Annotated in this window: 20 protein-coding genes and 2 tRNA genes; 17 read left to right on the forward strand and 5 right to left on the reverse strand. The window is 50.9% G+C overall.

Annotation, left to right across the window (positions count from 1 at the left end):
• Positions 1 to 7 precede the first annotated feature (7 nt).
• Positions 8 to 1,180, forward strand: coding sequence for an Obg family GTPase CgtA (gene cgtA / locus I2123_RS04430; protein WP_112164577.1), 1,173 nt, complete (start codon positions 8 to 10; stop codon positions 1,178 to 1,180).
• 54 nt (positions 1,181 to 1,234) lie between these two features.
• Here the strand turns inward: cgtA and pmrB are convergent, their stop codons facing one another.
• Genes pmrB through dacB form a run of 3 tightly spaced genes read right to left on the reverse strand, consistent with a single transcriptional unit; the run spans position 1,235 to position 4,451 of the window.
• On the reverse strand, positions 1,235 to 2,338 hold the full coding sequence (gene pmrB, locus I2123_RS04435) for a two-component system sensor histidine kinase PmrB (protein ID WP_213051862.1): 1,104 nt from the start codon (positions 2,336 to 2,338) through the stop codon (positions 1,235 to 1,237).
• The gene (gene pmrA / locus I2123_RS04440) at positions 2,335 to 2,997 is read right to left on the reverse strand and encodes a two-component system response regulator PmrA (protein WP_112164579.1); all 663 of its coding nucleotides are present in this window, start codon (positions 2,995 to 2,997) and stop codon (positions 2,335 to 2,337) included. The genes pmrB and pmrA overlap by 4 nt, the downstream gene beginning before the upstream one ends.
• 20 nt (positions 2,998 to 3,017) lie before the next feature.
• Positions 3,018 to 4,451: a serine-type D-Ala-D-Ala carboxypeptidase gene (gene dacB / locus I2123_RS04445; protein WP_213051863.1), complete on the reverse strand. Its 1,434-nt coding sequence runs from the start codon at positions 4,449 to 4,451 to the stop codon at positions 3,018 to 3,020.
• A gap of 282 nt (positions 4,452 to 4,733) precedes the next feature.
• Here dacB and greA point away from each other — a divergent pair, with 282 nt between their 5' ends.
• A complete protein-coding gene (gene greA, locus I2123_RS04450) occupies positions 4,734 to 5,210 on the forward strand; it encodes a transcription elongation factor GreA (RefSeq protein ID WP_112164581.1) in 477 nt (158 codons plus the stop codon).
• 181 nt (positions 5,211 to 5,391) lie between these two features.
• Here greA and yhbY read toward each other — a convergent pair whose 3' ends face one another.
• Positions 5,392 to 5,688, reverse strand: coding sequence for a ribosome assembly RNA-binding protein YhbY (gene yhbY, locus I2123_RS04455; protein WP_112164582.1), 297 nt, complete (start codon positions 5,686 to 5,688; stop codon positions 5,392 to 5,394).
• Between the two features lie 182 nt (positions 5,689 to 5,870).
• Here yhbY and rlmE point away from each other — a divergent pair, with 182 nt between their 5' ends.
• From rlmE to glmM, 4 genes are all read left to right on the forward strand, one after another.
• On the forward strand, positions 5,871 to 6,500 hold the full coding sequence (gene rlmE, locus I2123_RS04460) for a 23S rRNA (uridine(2552)-2'-O)-methyltransferase RlmE (protein ID WP_112164583.1): 630 nt from the start codon (positions 5,871 to 5,873) through the stop codon (positions 6,498 to 6,500).
• A 56-nt stretch (positions 6,501 to 6,556) separates the two neighbouring features.
• Positions 6,557 to 8,500, forward strand: coding sequence for an ATP-dependent zinc metalloprotease FtsH (gene ftsH, locus I2123_RS04465; protein WP_112164584.1), 1,944 nt, complete (start codon positions 6,557 to 6,559; stop codon positions 8,498 to 8,500).
• 126 nt (positions 8,501 to 8,626) lie between these two features.
• Positions 8,627 to 9,466, forward strand: coding sequence for a dihydropteroate synthase (folP, locus tag I2123_RS04470; protein WP_112164585.1), 840 nt, complete (start codon positions 8,627 to 8,629; stop codon positions 9,464 to 9,466).
• A 2-nt stretch (positions 9,467 to 9,468) separates the two neighbouring features.
• Positions 9,469 to 10,809: a phosphoglucosamine mutase gene (glmM, locus tag I2123_RS04475; protein WP_112164586.1), complete on the forward strand. Its 1,341-nt coding sequence runs from the start codon at positions 9,469 to 9,471 to the stop codon at positions 10,807 to 10,809.
• Here the strand turns inward: glmM and I2123_RS04480 are convergent.
• Entirely contained in the window at positions 10,799 to 10,981 is a 183-nt protein-coding gene (locus I2123_RS04480; protein WP_213051864.1) for a hypothetical protein, read from the reverse strand. The two genes, glmM and I2123_RS04480, sit on opposite strands and share 11 nt — an antisense overlap.
• Positions 10,982 to 11,068: 87 nt before the next feature.
• Between I2123_RS04480 and secG the strand changes: the two genes are divergently transcribed.
• The 11 genes from secG to nlpI all read left to right on the forward strand — a co-directional run bounded on the left by secG (position 11,069) and on the right by nlpI (position 21,883).
• Complete coding sequence (gene secG, locus I2123_RS04485) at positions 11,069 to 11,404, forward strand: preprotein translocase subunit SecG (protein WP_213051865.1); 336 nt, start codon at positions 11,069 to 11,071, stop codon at positions 11,402 to 11,404.
• An 85-nt stretch (positions 11,405 to 11,489) separates the two neighbouring features.
• A tRNA-Leu gene (locus tag I2123_RS04490) sits at positions 11,490 to 11,576 on the forward strand.
• A 59-nt stretch (positions 11,577 to 11,635) separates the two neighbouring features.
• Positions 11,636 to 11,712 (forward strand) — tRNA-Met (locus tag I2123_RS04495).
• A 228-nt stretch (positions 11,713 to 11,940) separates the two neighbouring features.
• The gene (rimP, locus tag I2123_RS04500; RefSeq protein WP_056782522.1) at positions 11,941 to 12,393 is read left to right on the forward strand and encodes a ribosome maturation factor RimP; all 453 of its coding nucleotides are present in this window, start codon (positions 11,941 to 11,943) and stop codon (positions 12,391 to 12,393) included.
• Between the two features lie 23 nt (positions 12,394 to 12,416).
• The gene (nusA, locus tag I2123_RS04505) at positions 12,417 to 13,925 is read left to right on the forward strand and encodes a transcription termination factor NusA (protein ID WP_112164588.1); all 1,509 of its coding nucleotides are present in this window, start codon (positions 12,417 to 12,419) and stop codon (positions 13,923 to 13,925) included.
• A 23-nt stretch (positions 13,926 to 13,948) separates the two neighbouring features.
• A complete protein-coding gene (infB, locus tag I2123_RS04510; RefSeq protein ID WP_112164589.1) occupies positions 13,949 to 16,642 on the forward strand; it encodes a translation initiation factor IF-2 in 2,694 nt (897 codons plus the stop codon).
• A gap of 78 nt (positions 16,643 to 16,720) precedes the next feature.
• Complete coding sequence (rbfA, locus tag I2123_RS04515) at positions 16,721 to 17,134, forward strand: 30S ribosome-binding factor RbfA (RefSeq protein WP_101078324.1); 414 nt, start codon at positions 16,721 to 16,723, stop codon at positions 17,132 to 17,134.
• The gene (truB, locus tag I2123_RS04520) at positions 17,134 to 18,078 is read left to right on the forward strand and encodes a tRNA pseudouridine(55) synthase TruB (RefSeq protein ID WP_112164590.1); all 945 of its coding nucleotides are present in this window, start codon (positions 17,134 to 17,136) and stop codon (positions 18,076 to 18,078) included. Before rbfA ends, truB begins: the two co-directional genes overlap by 1 nt.
• Before the next feature lie 123 nt (positions 18,079 to 18,201).
• Positions 18,202 to 18,471, forward strand: a complete 270-nt coding sequence (gene rpsO / locus I2123_RS04525) for a 30S ribosomal protein S15 (RefSeq protein WP_112164591.1) — start codon at positions 18,202 to 18,204, stop codon at positions 18,469 to 18,471.
• 273 nt (positions 18,472 to 18,744) lie between these two features.
• The gene (gene pnp, locus I2123_RS04530; RefSeq protein WP_112164592.1) at positions 18,745 to 20,868 is read left to right on the forward strand and encodes a polyribonucleotide nucleotidyltransferase; all 2,124 of its coding nucleotides are present in this window, start codon (positions 18,745 to 18,747) and stop codon (positions 20,866 to 20,868) included.
• 130 nt (positions 20,869 to 20,998) lie between these two features.
• On the forward strand, positions 20,999 to 21,883 hold the full coding sequence (gene nlpI, locus I2123_RS04535; RefSeq protein WP_112164593.1) for a lipoprotein NlpI: 885 nt from the start codon (positions 20,999 to 21,001) through the stop codon (positions 21,881 to 21,883).
• Positions 21,884 to 21,911 lie beyond the last annotated feature (28 nt).

The raw sequence follows: 21,911 nt of genomic DNA on the forward strand, positions 1-21,911 counted from the left end.
GGTACAAATGAAGTTTGTTGATGAAGCCACAATTTTAGTCGTGGCAGGTGACGGTGGTAACGGTTGTGTAAGCTTCCGCCGTGAGAAATACATTCCACGTGGCGGCCCTGATGGCGGCGACGGTGGTGACGGTGGTGACGTTTTCCTGCTGGCTGATGAAAACCTGAATACCCTGATCGATTTCCGCTTTGTGAAATCATACCGTGCTGAGCGCGGTACTAACGGTCAAAGCAGCGACTGTACGGGTAAACGCGGTAAAGATATCACCATAAAAGTGCCAGTCGGTACCCGTGTCCTGGATCAGGCTACCGGCGAAGTGCTGGCTGATATGACCAAACATGGCCAGATCAATATGGTTGCCAAAGGCGGATTCCACGGTCTGGGCAACACCCGTTTTAAATCTTCGGTTAACCGTTCCCCACGCCAGAAAACCATGGGTACCAAAGGTGAAGAACGTGATATCGCCCTTGAGCTGATGCTGCTGGCCGACGTGGGTATGCTGGGTCTGCCAAATGCGGGTAAATCTACTTTCATCCGTGCAGTTTCCGCCGCGAAACCAAAAGTCGCTGACTATCCGTTTACGACCCTGGTGCCAAGCCTCGGCGTTGTGCGCATGGACAGCGAGCAGAGCTTCGTCATCGCCGATATTCCTGGTCTGATTGAAGGCGCTTCCGAAGGGGCTGGTTTAGGGATTCGTTTCCTGAAACACCTTGAACGTTGCCGCGTATTGTTGCATCTGATCGATATTGCGCCGATCGATGAATCTGATCCGATCGAAAATGCCAAAGTCATCATCAACGAGTTGCAGCAATACAACGCCAAACTGGCTGAAAAGCCTCGCTGGCTGGTATTCAACAAAGTTGATTTGATCGAAAAAGAAGAAGCTGAAACGCGTGCGAAAGCCATCGCTGAGGCGCTGGGTTGGGAAGGTAATTACTACCTGATTTCCGCAGCAAACCGCGAAGGCGTGAATGCTTTGTGCTGGGATGTGATGAAGTTCATCAACGAAAATCCTAAACACATGGCAATCGAAGAAGCTGCGCCAGAAAAAGTTGAATTCATGTGGGATGATTATCACCGTGAACAACTGGCTGAAGTGGAAGCTGAAGCTGACGACGATTGGGATGATGACTGGGATGAAGACGACGACGAAGGCGTTGAAATCATCTACGAACGTTAATCCGGCGTGAGTATGAGTTGATATAATCTGAAAGGCTGCCAGTGGCAGCCTTTTTTAATACATGTTTTTCGTGGTGCTGGCAGAAAGCGACAGCGCATTTTCCAGAATCACATCAGGCAGCCAGCATTGTGCACTTAACCCGTTGCCGGAAGAACGGTTACGCAGCGTCAGAGTTCCGCAGTGCAGCTGAGCAATGCGAATGACAATGTTTAAACCCAGCCCGCTGCCGCCATAGCGCTGATCCATGCGTTTAAATGCCTGCGTCAGTTCACAGGCCTTCGTCTCATCAATTCCCGGGCCTTCATCGTCTATTTGTATCAGGAAGCCGTTATTCTGCGGCTGCACCGTAAGGGTGATTTCACTGTCCGGCGGGCCGTAGCGATAAGCGTTTTCCACTAAGTTTCTGACCATTAAACGGAGCAACACGGCGTCGCCCTGCAGCGTGGCGCGTTCCGGAAGCCTTAAAACCAGCGTCTGCTGGCGCTCTTCCAGCATTTCGCAAAATTCTTCCCGCAAAGGCTCGATGACGTTCGAAACCAGGTCCACTTGCTGATATTCACCTTTGGCAAAGTTTTGCCCGGCGCGCGACAGCATCAGCAGTTGCTCAATGGTATGCATCAGCTGATCGATGCGCCCTATCAGCGTATCACTGCCAGACACCCCGTTTTTGTGCATGATCTCAAGATGCAGACGCACCCCCGCAAGCGGTGTACGCAGTTCATGCGCAGCGTCGGCGGTGAATAATCGCTCCTGGTGAATCGTATTAGACAGGCGTGAAAAGAGTTGATTGAGCGCGTTGGTCACCGCTACCACTTCGCGAATTTCGCTGTTCAGCGGTAAAGGGGAAAGGTTATCTGCCGAGCGCGTTTCAAGACGTTTTTGCAACTGGTTGAGCGGACGGATAATCCAGCTGATCGCCCAGAAGGACAGTGCCAATGTAATGGCCATCATCAGTAAAGAAGGTGCAATCAGCGAGGCGATCGCTTCGGCAATTTCTTTCTCAACGTGCGCATTACGCACCTTGGCCGAAAGCGTGTCATTCACCAGTAAATTAATTTGTTCCTGACTTTCGTGCCAAAGCCAGAAAACGCTGGTGAGCTGGGTGACGAAAAGGATCAAAGCCAGCATAACCAACAGACGGCGGCGCATACTGGTCACGGCATCATCTCCAGCCGGTAACCAATGCCACGAACCGTACGAATTAACTCTTTACCCAGCTTGCGACGCAAGTTATGGACGTGAACTTCCAGCGTATTGGATCCCAAATCATCCTGCCATGTGTAGAGATCTTGCTGAAGTAATTCGCGGTTAACCGTTTGTCCGGCGCGCATCATCAGACGGGTTAAAATCGCGAACTCTTTCGGTGTGACCTCCACCTGCGCGTCACCCAGATAGGTTTGCTGTGAAGAGAGATTGATTCGCAGATTTCCGACAGAAATTTCATTATCACTTTGCCCCTGATACCGGCGGATGAGCGCGCGGACGCGGGCTTGTAACTCGGCTAAGGCGAAAGGTTTAATCAGGTAATCATCAGCGCCGGCATCAAGACCGTCCACACGATCTTCAAGTGCATCGCGGGCGGTAAGGATCAGGACGGGAAGGGAGATCCTCTGGCGTCGCCATTGGCGCAGAAGCGTCGCGCCATCTTTGTCTGGTAATCCCAAATCGAGGATGACCAGACTGTACTGGCTGGTTTGAATGAGGCTTTGCGCTTGAGCAGCGGTAGATGCGCAGTCGCAAACGTAATTATCACTGGTTAAGGCCAGCGATAATCCCTGCCGTATAAGTTCATCATCTTCAACTATCAGCAGCTTCATCGTCTGGCACTTCTCCGTGGTTAATTATTTTGGTAGATGTCCTTGTAAAGCCGGCTTTCAAAACGCACAAGCGGTGCGCGGCGTGTCCGCTGGTCTTCAGGCGGTACTGCATAACCTGAGAGGAACTGGACAAATGCCATGCGTTGCCCGCTGGCCGTCGTAATAAAGCCTGCCAGATTATAGACGCCAGACAATGAACCGGTTTTCGCTGACACTTTGCCATCGACACCTGCTTCATGCAGTCCACCGCGGTATTGTAACGTGCCGTCATGGCCTGCCAGAGGCAGCATTGAGATGAAATCTAAGTCTTTATCGTTCTGCGCGATATATTGCAGCACCTGCATCATCGTTGCTGGTGACAGCAAATCGTGGCGCGACAAACCTGATCCATCCACCTGAATTGAGTTACCTAAATCGACACCCGCCTTCTGACGCAGAATCTGACGCACAGCATCAGAACCTGCACGCCATGTTCCCGGTACACCGAAACGCTGATGGCCGATGGTACGGAAAACGGTGTCGGCTATCATGTTGTCGGATTTCTTCAGCATGATCCGCAGCAAATCGTGCAACGGCGCTGACTGCGTTTGTGCCAGAACGGTTCCTGCAGGAGTCTGCTGAGTCTGACGTTTCAACGTGCCATCAATCTGAATATCGGCCTGCAAAAGCTCATCTTTCAGAATCGCACCGGCATAGCTGGCTCCGTCCTGAACGGCAAAGGCCAGTGGCAGAGGTTCGCTGCGTTGGGTCAGGCAGCCAGTCAATGTATAACGATTGAATTCCCCCGGTACGACATCCAGTTCGCAATATTGCGCATCAGGAGAGCCTTTCGCCAGCGTACGCACTTCACTGAACATATGAACCGGATAATAGGAGGCCACGCGGATAAAGGCGTTCTCATCGGGTTTAGGGGCACTGTAAAGGGAAACAGAGAAACAGTTACGATCGACAATGGCAGCGGCCGGAGGAGCACTGAAGCATTGAGTGATATCATTCCATGGCCAGCCGGGGGCTTTGTCATGGCTGGCGAACACGGATGTATTCACCACCACGTTGCCGCTGATCTCTTTGATGCCCTGTTTTTTCAATACCGCGACCATATTGCGAATATTCTGACGTTTTAACGTCGGATCGCCGGAAAAACGAGCAACCAGATCACCTTTAAGGACGCCGTCCGAAACAGAGCCCTGGGTTTCCAGCGTAGTGGTGAATCTGAAATCGGGGCCGAGTTGAAGTAAAGCCGCCAGCGCAGTCAGAATCTTCATGGTACTGGCTGGCAGCGCCATCTGAGAACCGTGATAGTCGATGGCGGGCGCAGGCGCGCCAATTTTCTGTACCAGCACAGCCAGATTCGTGCCGTCCGGCAGATATTCTGTGTAATTCTCGATCTGGGCCGCATTTGTATTGAGAACAAACGCGCATGCTAATCCACTGACAATTCGTATAAAACGCATTATTTTGAGTAAGGCTCTGGGTAACAACAGGATAATGTGGTGCCATACTACGATGCTACGAACCAAGGCGCAACGTGGCTGAAAGTAAACGATGATCCTCAGTGAACTCTACGTTAAAATACGAATCATAATGCAAAATGAATCCTGGCCTGGTGGCGACTCCGGGTGAGGTTTTTTTTGTTTTTCGCCAGAGCGTGTGGGTCAAAAGAGCTGGCTTAATTTCTTACCTGATTCAATCAGGACGGTGTTTACCGAAAGGACCAAGTTAGAGGTAATGAATATATGAAACCGATTCCGATGACGTTGCGTGGCGCAGAAAGATTACGTGAAGAGCTGGATCATCTGAAGGGCGTGCGTCGTCCCAAAATTATTGCCGATATTGCGACTGCGCGTGAGCACGGCGATTTGAAAGAGAATGCTGAATACCACGCAGCCCGCGAGCAGCAGGGTTTTTGCGAAGGACGTATTCAGGAGATCGAAGCCAAGCTTTCTAATGCCCAGGTGATCGACGTGACAAAAATGCCGGCCACGGGCCGTGTCATTTTTGGCGCCACTGTCAAACTGATGAATCTGGATACTGAAGAAGAGCAGACGTACCGCATCGTTGGTGACGACGAAGCTGATTTTAAGCAAAATCTGATTTCTGTAAACTCACCGATTGCACGTGGATTGATCGGCAAAGAGCAGGATGATGTGGTGGTGATCAACACACCTGGCGGCGATGTTGAGTTTGAAGTGCTGAAGGTCGAGTACCTCTAAAAATCCGCATTAAAAAGGGCGAAACGTGACGTTTCGCCCTATAAATCACCCATTCATGAAGTGAATAGCTTCACATTAAATTGAAAACTAACGTAAAAAGGCCAGTTATAGCCTTTTCCTGAACGTGATTTCGTGGCACCGTTCCGAAAATCTAAAGCGTTTTTCGTTAAACTCTGACGAATTAACGCGGTAAGATAATTTTGCGGTCTTCGGTAGAAGGGCGATAAAGTACCAGCATATTGCCGATAACTTGCACATTACTCGCCTTGGTTTCACGCACGATAGCGTCTACGATCAAAGCCTTCGTTTCGCGTTCTTCTGCCGCGACCTTAATCTTGATCAGTTCGTGATGCGCCAGCGCCTGTTCGATTTCGGCGAGCACGCCCTCTGTCAGACCGTTGTTACCCAGCATGACAACCGGTTTCAGTGGATGTGCCAGGCCTTTCAGGTACTGTTTTTGTTTATTGTTAAGATTCATCGTCTTTTTTGCTTAAGTTGGGATTGAAAACGGGTCATTCTACCGCCATCTCATGTATATCACCAACCCGGACTGCTTCGGGCGGTGATTTATACTGACTTAGCCATAGACGTCATGACGCTAACAGCTTGTTCCAAAAGCTCTAACACAGGGTAGTTGGAAAACTATATGGTTACTAAATAATGTCTATTAAAAAGCGTTCTGCAAGTTCCACTCGCTGGTTGCAGGAACACTTTAGCGATAAATATGTCATTCAGGCACAGAAAAAAGGGCTGCGTTCTCGCGCCTGGTTTAAGCTTGATGAAATACAGCAAGGCGATAAACTGTTCAAACCCGGGATGACCGTGGTGGATTTAGGTGCAGCGCCCGGCGGATGGTCGCAGTTTGCCGCAACGCAGATTGGTAGCAAAGGGCGCATCATTGCGCTTGACCTTTTGCCTATGGATCCTATTGTTGGAGTCGACTTCCTTCAGGGGGATTTTCGTGATGAATTAGTTCTCAAAGCGCTGCTTGATCGCGTGGGAGAAAACAAGGTTCAGGTGGTCATGTCCGATATGGCCCCGAATATGAGCGGTACACCGGCAGTCGATATTCCAAAATCGATGTATTTAGTTGAGTTAGCACTGGATATGTGTCGGGATGTATTAGCACCAGGCGGAAGTTTCCTGGTGAAGGTGTTCCAGGGAGATGGCTTTGATGAATACCTGCGGGAAATTCGCTCCCTGTTTACGAAGGTGAAGATTCGTAAGCCAGACGCTTCCCGAGCACGTTCGCGAGAAGTGTACATCGTAGCGACAGGGCGGAAAGTGTAGTTCCCTAACGCTGTTTGTTAACACAGTTGTAATATGAGGTTGATCCCTTGAGTGACATGGCGAAGAACCTGATTCTCTGGTTAGTCATCGCAGTAGTATTGATGTCTGTATTTCAGAGCTTTGGGCCCAGCGAGTCTAATGGCCGTAGGGTAGATTATTCTACCTTCATGTCCGAATTGACCCAAGACCAGATTCGCGAAGCGCGTATCAATGGACGTGAGATTAACGTTGTTAAAAAAGACAGCAACAAGTACACGACCTACATTCCAGTTGAAGACCCTAAGTTGCTGGATACGCTGCTGAGCAAAAACGTAACCGTAGTGGGTGAGCCACCAGAGCAACCAAGCTTACTGGCCTCTATCTTTATTTCCTGGTTCCCAATGTTGCTGTTGATTGGGGTCTGGATCTTCTTTATGCGACAAATGCAGGGCGGCGGCGGCAAAGGGGCGATGTCCTTTGGCAAGAGCAAAGCGCGCATGTTGACGGAAGATCAAATTAAAACAACGTTTGCGGACGTTGCAGGTTGTGATGAAGCGAAGGAAGAGGTGAGCGAGCTGGTTGATTACCTGCGCGAACCGAGCCGTTTCCAGAAACTGGGCGGTAAAATTCCTAAAGGCGTACTGATGGTCGGTCCTCCGGGTACCGGTAAAACCTTGCTGGCGAAAGCCATCGCAGGGGAAGCCAAGGTGCCGTTCTTTACTATTTCCGGTTCTGACTTCGTAGAAATGTTCGTCGGTGTGGGTGCATCCCGTGTGCGCGACATGTTTGAACAAGCGAAGAAAGCCGCGCCATGTATCATCTTCATAGATGAAATTGACGCCGTAGGCCGTCAGCGTGGCGCTGGTTTAGGTGGTGGTCACGACGAACGTGAGCAAACACTGAACCAGATGCTGGTAGAGATGGATGGCTTTGAAGGTAACGAAGGTATCATCGTTATTGCTGCGACCAACCGTCCAGACGTACTTGACCCGGCCCTGCTGCGTCCGGGCCGTTTCGACCGTCAGGTTGTTGTCGGCTTGCCAGATGTACGCGGCCGTGAGCAGATCCTTAAGGTTCATATGCGTCGTGTTCCTCTGGCAACAGATGTTGATGCATCTGTCATTGCACGTGGTACACCGGGCTTCTCAGGTGCTGATCTGGCAAACCTGGTCAACGAAGCCGCTCTGTTCTCTGCACGTGGCAACAAACGTGTGGTGTCGATGGTTGAGTTCGAAAAAGCCAAAGATAAAATCATGATGGGTGCAGAACGTCGCTCCATGGTGATGACAGAAGCGCAGAAAGAGTCCACTGCCTATCACGAAGCAGGCCATGCCATCATCGGCCGTCTGGTTCCTGAACACGATCCAGTGCATAAGGTAACGATTATTCCTCGTGGCCGTGCATTAGGTGTGACGTTCTTCCTGCCAGTCGGCGATGCAATCAGTGCCAGCCGTCAGAAACTCGAAAGTCAGATTTCCACGCTTTACGGTGGCCGTCTTGCTGAAGAGATCATTTACGGCGTAGAGAAAGTGTCTACCGGCGCATCAAACGATATCAAAGTGGCGACGTCCATTGCCCGTAACATGGTTACGCAGTGGGGCTTCTCAGATAAATTAGGTCCGTTATTGTATGCGGAGGAAGAAGGTGAAGTCTTCCTGGGTCGCTCAGTAGCAAAAGCTAAACATATGTCTGATGAAACCGCGCGAATCATCGATCAGGAAGTGAAGTCTCTGGTAGAGCGCAACTATGCACGTGCACGCACGTTGCTGATGGAAAATATGGATATCCTTCATTCAATGAAAGATGCCCTGATGAAATATGAAACCATCGATGCGCCACAAATTGACGACCTGATGAACCGTACCGAAGTTCGCCCGCCAGCAGGCTGGGATGACGTCGGCGGTAAAAATGGTAACGGCAATTCTAACGACGGTGGCACGCCAAAAGCGCCAACGCCGGTTGATGAACCTCGTACACCTAATCCAGGTAACACGATGTTTGAACAATTCAGCGGCAAATAACGCGCTGGTTGGAAAATAACGCTGTTTACACACAACCCCGGGCTTGCCCGGGGTTTTTTATGCGTGCATTCTTTGCCTCGGAATTTTGATATCGCGATCACAGACCGACCAAAAGGGACATGACCTATGCGCCTCACAGCCAGAGACTCGATACTCGACCTCACTTATCCTCAGGTGATGGGGATTTTGAACGTTACGCCAGATTCATTCTCCGACGGCGGACGGCATAACACTCTGGATCTCGCGCTTAGACATGCTGAGGCGATGATCAATGCCGGGGCGACTATTCTCGATATCGGCGGAGAGTCCACGCGTCCCGGCGCCGCGGAGGTGAGTGACGACGAAGAGCTTGCGCGTGTAGTACCCGTCGTTGAGGCGATAGCACGACGTTTCGATACCTGGATTTCTGTCGATACCTCAAAGGCCATCGTCATCAGTGAAGCGGCCCGTGCGGGAATGCATCTGATCAACGATATCCGTTCATTACAAGAACCGGGCGCATTGCAGGCAGCGGCAGAAACCGGGTTACCCGTTTGTCTGATGCACATGCAGGGGCAACCGAAAACGATGCAGCATTCTCCGCAATATGCCGATGTGGTGGTGGAAGTCGGGCAATATTTTGGTGAGCAAATTGCAAGATGTGTGAATGCTGGCATTCCGAAAAGTAAATTGATACTCGACCCGGGCTTTGGTTTCGGTAAAAATCTGACCCACAACTATGCGTTGCTCGGCAGACTGGCAGAATTCCACCACTTCGGCCTGCCGCTTCTGGTCGGCATGTCGAGGAAATCTATGGTGGGGCAATTGCTGCATGTCTCGCCGGAACAGCGTGTGACCGGAAGCGTTGCCTGTGCTGTTATTGCGGCCATGCAGGGCGCTCAGATCGTGCGAGTACATGATGTTAAAGAAACCGTCGAAGCGATGCGTGTCGTCGAAGCAACACTTTCTGCAAGGGATAAAAATTAATTATGAGCAACCGTAAATACTTTGGTACTGATGGCATTCGCGGAAAAGTAGGCGATACACCAATTACACCTGATTTCGTGCTGAAACTAGGCTGGGCGGCGGGCAAAGTGCTGGCGCGTCATGGTTCGCGCAAAGTGATTATCGGCAAAGACACGCGCATATCTGGTTACATGCTCGAATCAGCCCTGGAAGCCGGACTGGCGGCGGCAGGCTTATCTGCATCTTTCACCGGGCCGATGCCGACGCCTGCTGTGGCGTATCTGACGCGCACTTTCCGCGCTGAAGCCGGGATTGTTATCTCTGCGTCCCACAATCCTTATTACGACAACGGCATCAAATTCTTCACCATCGATGGCACAAAACTGCCCGATGACGTGGAAGAAGCCATCGAGGCTGAGCTGGAAAAACCGCTGACCTGCGTGGAATCTGCCGAATTGGGTAAAGCCAGCCGTATTGTCGATGCTGCCGGTCGTTACATCGAATTCTGTAAAGGGACGTTCCCGAGTGAACTGAGCCTGAACGGGCTTAAAATCGTGGTGGATTGCGCCAATGGTGCAACTTATCACATCGCGCCAAGCGTATTGCGCGAGCTGGGTGCGAAAGTGATTGCCATCGGTTGTGAGCCGGACGGCATGAATATCAACGAAGAATGCGGCGCAACGGATGTCCGTCAGCTGCAACAGCGCGTGCTGGCTGAAAAAGCAGACGTCGGTCTGGCCTTTGACGGCGACGGCGATCGCCTCATCATGGTTGATAACGAAGGCAACAAAGTCGATGGCGATCAGATTCTGTATATCATTGCGCGCGAAGGTTTACGTCAGGGGCAGCTGAAGGGCGGTGCCGTCGGTACGCTGATGAGCAACATGGGTCTTGAGCTGGCGTTGAAACAGCTGGGTATTCCGTTTACCCGTGCGAAAGTGGGTGACCGCTACGTACTGGAAAAAATGCAAGAAAAAGGCTGGCGTATTGGTGCTGAGAACTCGGGCCATATCATCCTGTTGGACAAAACCACCACGGGTGACGGCATTGTGGCCGGTTTGCAAGTGCTTACCGCAATGGTGCGCAACCACATGAGCCTGCATGATTTGTGCAGCGGCATGAAATTACTTCCTCAGATCCTGATCAACGTCCGCTTCGCCGGTGAACACGATCCGCTGGAGTCTGAAGACGTTAAGCTGGTTACCGCAGAGGTTGAAAAGCAGCTGGCAGGGCGTGGCCGCGTATTATTGCGTAAATCTGGTACCGAGCCTTTGCTACGCGTCATGGTAGAGGGCGAGGATGCGGAGTTGGTCGAAAAACTGGCCAATCGCATTGCCGATGCAGTTAAAGCGGTTAAACCGTAAGCTGATAAAATAGCGGTGAATTTACCGGCTTTGCGCTATCTTTTTCGGGTGGAAAAGGGCGCAAAGTAAAAACAGCAATGTGTTTTAAGCCGTATTTGACGTTTTTTTCCGCAAACAAACATTTCAGTGCAAATTGCCCTTGCGTGCCAATACGGCTTTGGTTAGTATTCACACCCGCTTCAGTGGGTCCTTAGATGGCCCGCTAAATTGGTGAGAAGCAATTGGCATGCGGTGAACCCGCGAGGATACAGGTACTACTATGTACGACGCTCTTCTGGTGATTTTCCTTATCGTAGCAATCGGCCTTGTGGCTCTGGTTATGCTGCAACAAGGTAAAGGCGCTGATATGGGAGCCTCTTTCGGAGCAGGTGCTTCTGGCACATTGTTCGGTTCGAGTGGTTCCGGTAACTTCATGACCCGTATGACTGGCGTTTTGGCGGCTTTGTTCTTTATCATTAGTTTGATTCTTGGGAACATGAGCACCAATAATAGCCAAAAAGGTAGTGAGTGGGAAAACCTAAGTCAGCCAGCGCAAACTGAGCAGACAACTGCACCGGCCGCTCCAGCAGCGCCTAACAGTGACGTTCCTCACTAAGCAGTAACCTTCTTACCTAAAGAAGTGAAAGTTTTAAACAGTGGCTTGAACTTGGACAGTACAAGCGATTGTGAAAAAAAAGAGTGCCGAGGTGGTGGAATTGGTAGACACGCTACCTTGAGGTGGTAGTGCCCGAATGGGCTTACGGGTTCAAGTCCCGTCCTCGGTACCAATCTTTATGATAATTTGCTTTTTAGCGATTATCGGCGTAGTATTTGCCACGTTTTCGGACGCGGGGTGGAGCAGCCTGGTAGCTCGTCGGGCTCATAACCCGAAGGTCGTCGGTTCAAATCCGGCCCCCGCAACCACTTTCCCTAAGTGTTTATTTCAAATAGACTTTCAGTATCTCCCTGTGATGTTCTGCAGTTCCCATTTGAAAGTAACTATTTGAAAATAACACTTCGAAAGTTGTACCGAAGCCGCTATGCGGCAAATAGGGTCCAGTTGCATAAAGCCCCGATTTATCGGGGTTTTTTGTTATTTGGCAACAGAATCACTGGGCTATTTAGCCCTTTTTTTATGTCTTGGGGGTGGGCTTGTCCACATTAGAACAAAAATTAACAGAGCTGATTACAGCACCAGTCGAGGCACTTGGCTTTGAGCTGGTGGGCATCGAGTTCGTTCGGGCTCGCCAATCGACGTTGCGCATCTATATTGATAGTGACGCCGGGATCAATGTTGATGATTGTGCTGATGTCAGCCACCAGGTGAGCGCTGTGCTGGACGTAGAAGATCCGGTCACCGTCGCCTATAACCTGGAAGTTTCCTCTCCAGGCCTTGATCGTCCTATGTTCACCGCTGAGCATTATCAACGTTTTATCGGTGACGAAGTCAGCATGGTACTGCGTATGGCGGTCCAGAATCGTCGTAAATGGCAGGGCATCATCAAAGCTGTCGAAGGCGAAATGATCACGGTGACTGTGGAAGGGAAAGATGAAGTGTTCGCACTGAGCAACATCCAGAAAGCGAACCTGGTACCCCACTTTTAAAGAGTTTGGAAGAGGCAACTAGGATGAACAAAGAGATTCTGGCTGTTGTAGAAGCAGTTTCTAATGAAAAATCCCTCCCGCGCGAGAAGATTTTTGAAGCGCTGGAAATTGCATTATCAACAGCGACCAAGAAAAAATACGAGCAGGAAATCGAAGTCCGCGTCAGCATTGACCGTAAAACCGGTGACTTTGATACCTTCCGTCGTTGGGTTGCGGTCGACGAAGTGACTCAGCCAACACGTGAAATCACCCTCGAAGCAGCACAGTATGAAGAACCGTCTATCGAACTCGGCGGTTACATTGAAGATCAAATCGAGTCAGTCACATTCGACCGCATTACCACCCAAACCGCAAAACAAGTTATCGTACAGAAAGTACGCGAAGCTGAGCGCGCGATGGTGGTTGAGCAGTTCCGTGAACAGCAAGGCGAAATCGTCACTGGCGTCGTCAAAAAAGTTAACCGTGACAGCATCGCCCTGGACTTAGGGAGCAATGCTGAGGCTGTTATCCTGCGTGAAGATATGCTTCCGCGCGAAAACTTCCGTTCCGGTGACCGCATTCGTGGCGTTCTGTATGATGTCCGTCCGGAAGCGCGCGGCGCGCAGCTCTTTGTCAGCCGTTCACGTAATGAAATGCTGATTGAACTGTTCCGCATTGAAGTGCCAGAAATCGGTGAAGAGCTGATCGAGATTAAAGCGGCAGCCCGTGATCCTGGCTCCCGTGCAAAAATCGCAGTGAAAACCAACGACAAGCGCATCGACCCGGTCGGTGCTTGTGTCGGTATGCGCGGTGCACGCGTTCAGGCCGTTTCCAGTGAACTGGGCGGAGAACGTATTGATATCATCCTTTGGGATGATAATCCTGCGCAATTCGTTATCAATGCGATGGCACCGGCAGATGTTGCCTCCATCGTGGTTGATGAAGATAGATGCACCATGGATATCGCCGTAGAAGCCAGCAATCTGGCACAGGCGATTGGCCGTAATGGTCAGAACGTACGTTTGGCTTCCCAACTGTTGAAACAGCATCGTGGTGATGACCGCTGGGAACTGAACGTGATGACAGCAGACGACCTGCAGGCCAAACATCAGGCTGAGGCTCACGCTGCGATCGAAACCTTCACTAAATACCTGGCAATCGATGAAGATTTCGCCACGGTTCTGGTCGAAGAAGGTTTCTCTACCCTCGAAGAGCTGGCTTACGTGCCGGTGAACGAATTGCTAGAAATCGACGGCCTGGATGAAGACACCGTGAATGCGCTGCGCGAACGCGCGAAAGAAGCGCTGACCACGTTGGCTTTAGCTCAGGAAGAAAGTCTCGGTGACAATAAGCCTGCTGACGATCTGCTGAATTTGGCGGGTCTGGAACGTAGCATGGCGTTTAAACTGGCTGCACAAGGCGTTTGTACGCTGGAAGATCTTGCCGAGCAGGGTGTCGACGATCTGGCTGATATTGAAGGTCTTACTGACGAGCAGGCTGGTGAACTTATCATGGCCGCGCGCAATATCTGCTGGTTTGGCGACAACGCGTAATAACTGTAGCAGGAAGGAACAGCATGACAGATGTAACTGTAAAATCGCTGGCGGCAGAGATTCAGACCCCGGTAGATCGCCTGGTACAGCAATTTGCTGATGCAGGGATCTCGAAGTCCGAATCTGACTCTGTGACCCAGCAGGAAAAAGAAACATTGCTGGCGCATCTGAATGGCGGAAACGCTGGTGCGACAAACAAACTGACGTTACAACGCAAAACGCGTAGTACACTGAATATTCCGAGCACCGGCGGGACGAGTAAATCGGTGCAAATCGAAGTCCGCAAGAAACGCACTTATGTTAAACGTGATATGACCGAAGCAGAACTTGCTCAGGCCGAAGCGGAAGAGCAGGCGAAGCGTGACGCGGAAGAACAGGCACAGCGTGCAGCAGCGGAGCAAGCCCAGCGCGAAGCTCAGGAAAAAGCCAAACGCGCCGCCGAAGAGCAAGCTAAACGTGAGGCCGCTGATAAAGCTAAGCGTGATGCAGCGGAAAAAGATAAAGTGACGAATCAACATACCGACGAAGTAACTAAACCAGCTCAGGCAGATAAAGCACGCCGTGAAGCTGAAGCCGCAGAGCTGAAACGCAAAACGGAAGAAGAAGCCCAGCGTAAGGTTGAAGAAAACGCCAAGCGTATTGCAGAAGAAGCTCGTAAAATGGCTGACTCTGGTGTCTGGACTGAAACTGTCGCGCCAAGCGAATCAGAATCTGCTGACTATCATGTCACCACTTCTACCCATGCCCGTGCTGCTGAAGACGAGAACGACGCCAAAGTTGAAGGCGAACGTCGTAGCCGTACCCGCGGTGGCAAAGCGACCAAGCAGAAGAAAGGCAATAAACTGTCTGAATCTAAAGCTGATCGCGAAGAAGCACGTGCTGTTGGCCGTAATGGTAAAGGCAAGCGTAAGCCAAGCACCCTGCAACAGAGCTTCAACAAGCCTGTTGCTGCAGTGAACCGTGACGTCGTAGTGGGTGAAACCATTACCGTTGCTGAGCTGGCGAACAAAATGGCAGTTAAAGGCTCTCAGGTCATCAAAACTATGATGAAACTGGGCGCGATGGCCACCATCAACCAGGTTATTGATCAGGAAACTGCTCAGCTGGTTGCTGAAGAAATGGGCCATAAAGTTATCCTGCGTCGTGAAAATGAACTGGAAGAAGCGCTGATGAGCGACCGTGATACGGGCGCATCCGCTGGTGCTGAGCCACGTGCTCCGGTTGTGACCATCATGGGTCACGTTGACCACGGTAAAACCTCCCTGCTTGACTACATTCGCTCAACGAAAGTTGCTGCGGGCGAAGCCGGTGGTATTACCCAGCACATCGGTGCTTATCACGTTGAAACTGAAAACGGCATGATCACGTTCCTGGATACTCCGGGACACGCCGCGTTTACTTCAATGCGTGCTCGTGGTGCCAAAGCGACTGACATCGTAGTTCTGGTTGTTTCAGCCGATGATGGCGTGATGCCACAAACCATCGAAGCCGTACAGCATGCGAAAGCCGCTGGCGTGCCAATCGTGGTTGCAGTGAACAAAATTGATAAACCAGACGCTGATCCCGATCGCGTTCGTACCGAGCTTTCTCAGTACGGCGTTATGCCAGAAGAGTGGGGCGGTGAGTCTCAGTTCATCCACGTTTCTGCGAAAGCAGGGACAGGCATCGACGATCTGCTGCAAGCTATCTTGCTGCAGGCCGAAGTTCTGGAACTGAAAGCCGTCCGTACCGGTATGGCAAGCGGCGTTGTGATCGAGTCCTTCCTGGACAAAGGTCGTGGCCCGGTTGCAACTGTTCTGGTTCAGGAAGGTACGCTGAACAAAGGCGACATCATTCTGTGTGGCTTCGAATACGGCCGCGTTCGTGCAATGCGTGATGAAATGGGTCGCGACATTACGTCTGCGGGTCCATCTATCCCGGTGGAAGTGTTGGGTCTGTCCAGCGTTCCGGCTGCGGGTGATGAAGTTACCGTTGTACGTGATGAGAAAAAAGCCCGTGAAGTTGCGCTTTACCGTCAGGGTAAATTCCGCGAAGTGAAACTGGCTCGTCAGCAGAAATCTAAACTGGAAAACATGTTCGCGAACATGACCGAAGGTGAAGTGTCTGAACTGAATATCGTTCTGAAATCTGACGTACAGGGTTCTTGCGAAGCGATTTCCGATGCACTGCAGAGCTTGTCTACCGACGAAGTGAAAGTCAAAATCGTGGGTATGGGTGTCGGTGGTATTACCGAGACTGATGCTACGCTGGCAGCCGCTTCCCGTGCGATCATCCTGGGCTTCAACGTACGTGCCGATGCTTCTGCTCGCCGCGTCGTAGAAAGCGAAAGCCTGGATCTGCGTTACTATTCCGTAATCTATAACCTGATTGACGAAGTTAAACAGGCGATGAGCGGTATGTTGGCGCCAGAGTACAAACAGCAAATCATCGGCCTGGCTGAAGTTCGTGACGTGTTCAAGTCACCGAAATTTGGTGCAATTGCCGGTTGTATGGTTACTGAAGGTATGATCAAGCGTAACAACCCAATCCGTGTACTGCGTGACAACGTGGTTATCTACGAAGGCGAGCTGGAATCCCTGCGCCGCTTCAAAGATGATGTTGCTGAAGTTCGCAACGGCATGGAATGTGGTATCGGCGTTAAGAACTACAACGATGTGCGTACTGGCGATGTGATCGAAGTCTTCGAAATCATCGAGATCAAACGTACTATCGCTTAACGTTTGCGAAGTAGCTGATATCCAGATGGGGGCCTTGCGCCCCCTTATTTGTCTGGAGCAAGTGGAGAAAGAATAATCATGGCAAAAGAATTTAGCCGTACACAGCGCGTCTCTCAGGAGATGCAAAAAGAAATCGCGATTATTTTACAGCGCGAAGTCAAAGACCCACGTGTTGGCATGGCCACCGTGTCTGGTGTTGAAGTTTCACGTGATCTGGCATATGCCAAGGTGTTCGTGACCTTCCTTGACGTTCTGACCACCGATAATCACGATCCCGATCGTGTGAAAAACGGTATCAAAGCCTTACAGGACGCATCAGGTTTCATTCGTACCCTGATCGGTAAAGCGATGCGTCTGCGCGTTGTTCCTGAACTGACTTTTGCTTACGACAACTCACTGGTTGAAGGCATGCGTATGTCTAACCTGGTGACCAATGTCGTGAAGAATGATGCTGAACGTCGTTCAGCTGCAGGCGACGACGAGGAAGTATAATGAGCCGCCCACGTCGCCGCGGCCGTGATATTCACGGCGTTCTGCTACTGGACAAATCTTACGGCTTGTCTTCCAACGACGCGCTGCAAAAGGTCAAACGCCTTTATAACGCCAACCGTGCAGGACATACCGGTGCGCTTGATCCTCTGGCGACAGGCATGTTGCCGCTATGCTTAGGCGAAGCGACCAAGTTTTCCCGTTTTCTGCTGGATTCCGACAAGCGTTATCGCGTCATTGCCCGCATGGGGCAACGGACTGATACCTCTGATGCGGAAGGTGAAATCATTTCCGAACGTGAAATGACCTTTACTCAGCAGCAACTTGACGATGCACTCGACAGCTTCCGCGGGGAAACCCAGCAAATTCCTTCCATGTATTCTGCACTGAAATACGAAGGAAAAAAGCTGTACGAATATGCGCGTCAGGGTATTGAAGTTCCACGCGAATCCCGCAGCATCACGGTGTATGAACTGAAGTTCATTCGCTGGGAAGGTGTTGAGGTTGAACTGGAAATTCACTGCTCGAAAGGCACCTACATCCGCACGATTGTGGATGATTTGGGTGAAAAATTAGGATGTGGTGCACACGTCACTTATCTGCGCCGTTTGCAGGTAGCAACGTATCCACTTGAGCGTATGGTCACCATGGAAAAACTCCATGAGCTGATGGCTCAGGCAGAAGAGCAGGGCATTGAACCGCGCTTACTGTTGGATCCTTTGTTGCTGCCTATGGACAGCGCCTGTGAAGACTTCCCGGAAGTGAACCTGCTGCCAGTAGTGGCTGGATACGTGAAACAGGGTCAACCTGTTCAGGCATCTGGCGCACCGACAAGTGGCATGGTTCGCATCACGGAAGGTGAAGAACGTAAGTTTATCGGCATTGGCGAAATAGATGATGATGGACGCATTGCGCCGCGTCGTTTGGTCGTCGAATATACCGAATAAGCGCTTTTTGCCCATCTTGCGATCATATATAGCAAAGGGTAGAATAGCGCAGCTTATGCATTGGGTAGCTGAATTAGAGATCGGCACCCGTTTAAACTATCTATAATATTTTGGAGTATAATTATGTCTCTAAGCGTTGAAGCTAAAGCTCAAATCGTTTCCGACTTTGGTCGTGGCACAAACGACAGTGGTTCTTCCGAAGTTCAGGTTGCTCTGCTGACTGCTCAAATTAACCACCTGCAAGGTCACTTTGCAGAGCACAAAAAAGATCACCACAGCCGTCGTGGTCTGCTGCGCATGGTTTCTCAGCGTCGTAAACTGCTGGACTACCTGAAGGGTAAAGATGTAGCACGTTACACCAGCCTGATCGAACGTCTGGGTCTGCGTCGCTAATCAAGCGAGTTTCAGTGTAAAGGGGCCAATAGGCCCCTTTATTCTAGGAAGCGACACCAAATCAGGTTACTGTATGGCTGTTGTTTCTGCTGTTAATCTAAGAACATGAACTTCCGTTACAGATGTTTTCGCGCGGCTAATGAGAGACTTTATTGCCACATTGCCAGGCCAATAAGGATTGTCATTAGTCGCGAGAATGTAGTGAGAAGCTCGGATATCTATCGGTGTGAACTGCTGTCATAACAGCTGCGCGCCACAATTAAGGACATTACATTGCTTAATCCGACTATTCGTAAATTCCAATACGGCCAGCACACCGTTACGCTGGAAACCGGCATGATGGCGCGTCAGGCGACTGCGGCCGTGATGGTTAGCATGGACGACACAGCGGTTTTCGTTACCGTTGTTGGCCAGAAAAAAGCTAAACCAGGTCAGAGCTTCTTCCCACTGACCGTTAACTATCAGGAGCGTACTTACGCTGCTGGTCGTATCCCGGGCAGCTTCTTCCGTCGTGAAGGCCGTCCAAGCGAAGGCGAAACACTGACTTCCCGTCTGATCGACCGTCCAATTCGCCCGCTGTTCCCGGAAGGCTTCCTGAATGAAGTTCAGGTTATCGCCACCGTGGTTTCCCTGAACCCGCAAGTTAACCCTGACATCGTTGCGATGATCGGTGCGTCTGCTGCCCTGAGCCTGTCTGGTATTCCATTCAGCGGCCCAATCGGTTCTGCGCGCGTAGGTTACATCAACGACCAGTACGTCCTTAACCCAACCGCAGACGAGCTGAAAACCAGCAGTCTGGATCTGGTGGTTGCCGGTACTAAAGGCGCGGTCCTGATGGTTGAATCTGAAGCGGATGTTCTTAGCGAAGACCAGATGCTGGGCGCTGTGGTGTTCGGCCACGAACAACAACAAATCGTTATCGATAACATCAACTCTCTGGTTGCTGAAGTTGGTAAAGCGAAATGGGATTGGCAGCCAGAAGTGGTTAACGCTGAGCTGCACGCTCGCGTTGCTGCGCTGGCAGAATCTCGTTTAGGTGATGCTTATCTGATCACTGACAAACAAGACCGTTACGCTCAAATCAACGTGATCAAATCTGAAGTTGTGCAAACACTGCAAGCCGAAGATGAAGCGCTGGATGCTGGCGAAATCTCTGACCTGCTGGGCAGCATTGAGAAGAACGTGGTGCGTAGCCGTGTTCTGCGTGGCGAGCCACGTATCGATGGTCGTGAAAAAGACATGATCCGCGGTCTGGACGTTCGTACTGGTGTTCTGCCACGTACCCACGGTTCAGCACTGTTCACCCGTGGTGAAACTCAGGCGCTGGTCACAGCGACGCTGGGTACTGCACGTGACGCGCAAAACCTGGACGAGTTAATGGGTGAGAAGTCTGACAGCTTCCTGTTCCATTACAACTTCCCTCCATACTCCGTAGGTGAGACTGGCATGGTCGGTTCACCTAAACGTCGTGAGATTGGTCACGGTCGTTTGGCCAAGCGCGGCGTGTTGGCGATGATGCCAAAACCAGAAGACTTCCCGTACACTGTACGTGTGGTTTCTGAAATCACCGAATCTAACGGTTCATCTTCTATGGCTTCCGTTTGTGGTGCATCTCTGGCCCTGATGGATGCAGGCGTGCCTATCAAAGCCGCTGTTGCGGGTATCGCAATGGGTCTGGTCAAAGAAGGCGAAAGCTTTGTTGTTCTGTCTGACATTCTGGGTGACGAAGATCACCTGGGCGACATGGACTTTAAAGTTGCCGGTAGCCGCGATGGTATCACCGCGCTGCAGATGGACATCAAAATCGAAGGTATCACCCGCGAAATCATGCAGGTGGCTCTGAACCAGGCTAAGGGTGCGCGTCTGCACATTCTGGGCGTTATGGAACAGGCTATCAGCACCCCGCGTGGCGACATCTCTCAGTTTGCTCCACGTATCCACACCATTAAGATCAGCCCGGACAAAATCAAGGACGTGATCGGTAAAGGTGGTTCTGTGATCCGTGCTCTGACTGAAGAGACTGGCACGACTATCGAAATCGAAGATGACGGTACTGTGAAAATCGCAGCAACCGACGGCGAGAAAGCGAAATACGCTATCCGTCGTATCGAAGAGATCACTGCGGAAATCGAAGTTGGCCGTATCTATCAGGGTAAAGTGACCCGTATCGTAGACTTTGGTGCGTTTGTTGCCATCGGCGGCGGTAAAGAAGGTCTGGTTCATATTTCTCAGATCGCTGATAAGCGTGTCGAGAAAGTGACTGATTACCTGCAGATGGGTCAGGAAGTACCGGTTAAGGTACTGGAAGTTGACCGCCAGGGCCGTGTGCGTTTGAGCATCAAAGAAGCAACTGCACCGACTCAAGACGACACAACTGAGCAACCTGCCGCAGAATAATCTGTAACAGAAGTTTTACAGCTCCTTTCCATCAGGAGGGGAGCTGTTCGTATCACGAACGTAGGACGCGTTTGTGTTAAGCAAGCGGATGACAGGATGTCTATCCAATGTTTGTACTCCGGGAGTAGAAATGAAGCCTTTCTTGCGCTGGTGTTATGTTGCGACAGCACTTATGTTGGCAGGATGCAGCAACCATGATTGGCGTAAAAATGAAGTTCTGGCGATTCCGTTGCAACCGACGTTGCAGCAGGAAGTCATCCTGGCACGCATGGAACAAATTCTTGCCAGCCGGTCATTAACCGACGATGAGAGAGCACAGCTATTATATGAGCGCGGTGTGCTGTATGATAGTCTCGGGCTAAGAGCACTGGCGCGAAATGATTTTTCACAAGCGCTGTCTATTCGTCCTGATATGCCAGAAGTTTTTAACTACCTGGGGATTTACCTAACGCAGGCAGGCAATTTCGATGCTGCCTATGAAGCGTTTGATTCTGTACTAGAGCTTGATCCAACTTACAACTACGCGCGTTTGAACCGAGGTATCGCACTGTATTACGGTGGCCGATTCTCGTTAGCGCAGGATGATCTGCAGGCGTTTTATCGAGACGATCCAAATGATCCCTTCCGTTCGTTATGGCTTTACCTTGCGGAGCGAGAAATCAATCCGAAGGATGCCGACGTAGCGCTTCAACAGCGTTATGACAAAGCGGACAGAGGGCAATGGGGATGGAATATCGTCGAATTCTACTTGGGCAAAATCAGCGAAACTACGCTGATGGAACGCCTCAAGGCAGAAGCAACGGATAACACTTCGCTCGCTGAGCATCTCAGTGAAACTGACTTCTATTTAGGTAAGCATTACCTAAGTCTGGGGGACAAGAACAGCGCCGCGGCACTGTTCAAACTGACGGTAGCTAACAACGTTCACAACTTTGTTGAGCACCGCTATGCATTGTTGGAATTGGCGCTTTTGGGCCAAGAGCAAGACGACCTATCAGAATCGGACCAGCAATAGCTGACGACACCAATCAGCCTGATTAATC

The organism is Rahnella inusitata (assembly GCF_018288855.1).
Lineage (GTDB): Bacteria > Pseudomonadota > Gammaproteobacteria > Enterobacterales > Enterobacteriaceae > Rahnella > Rahnella inusitata.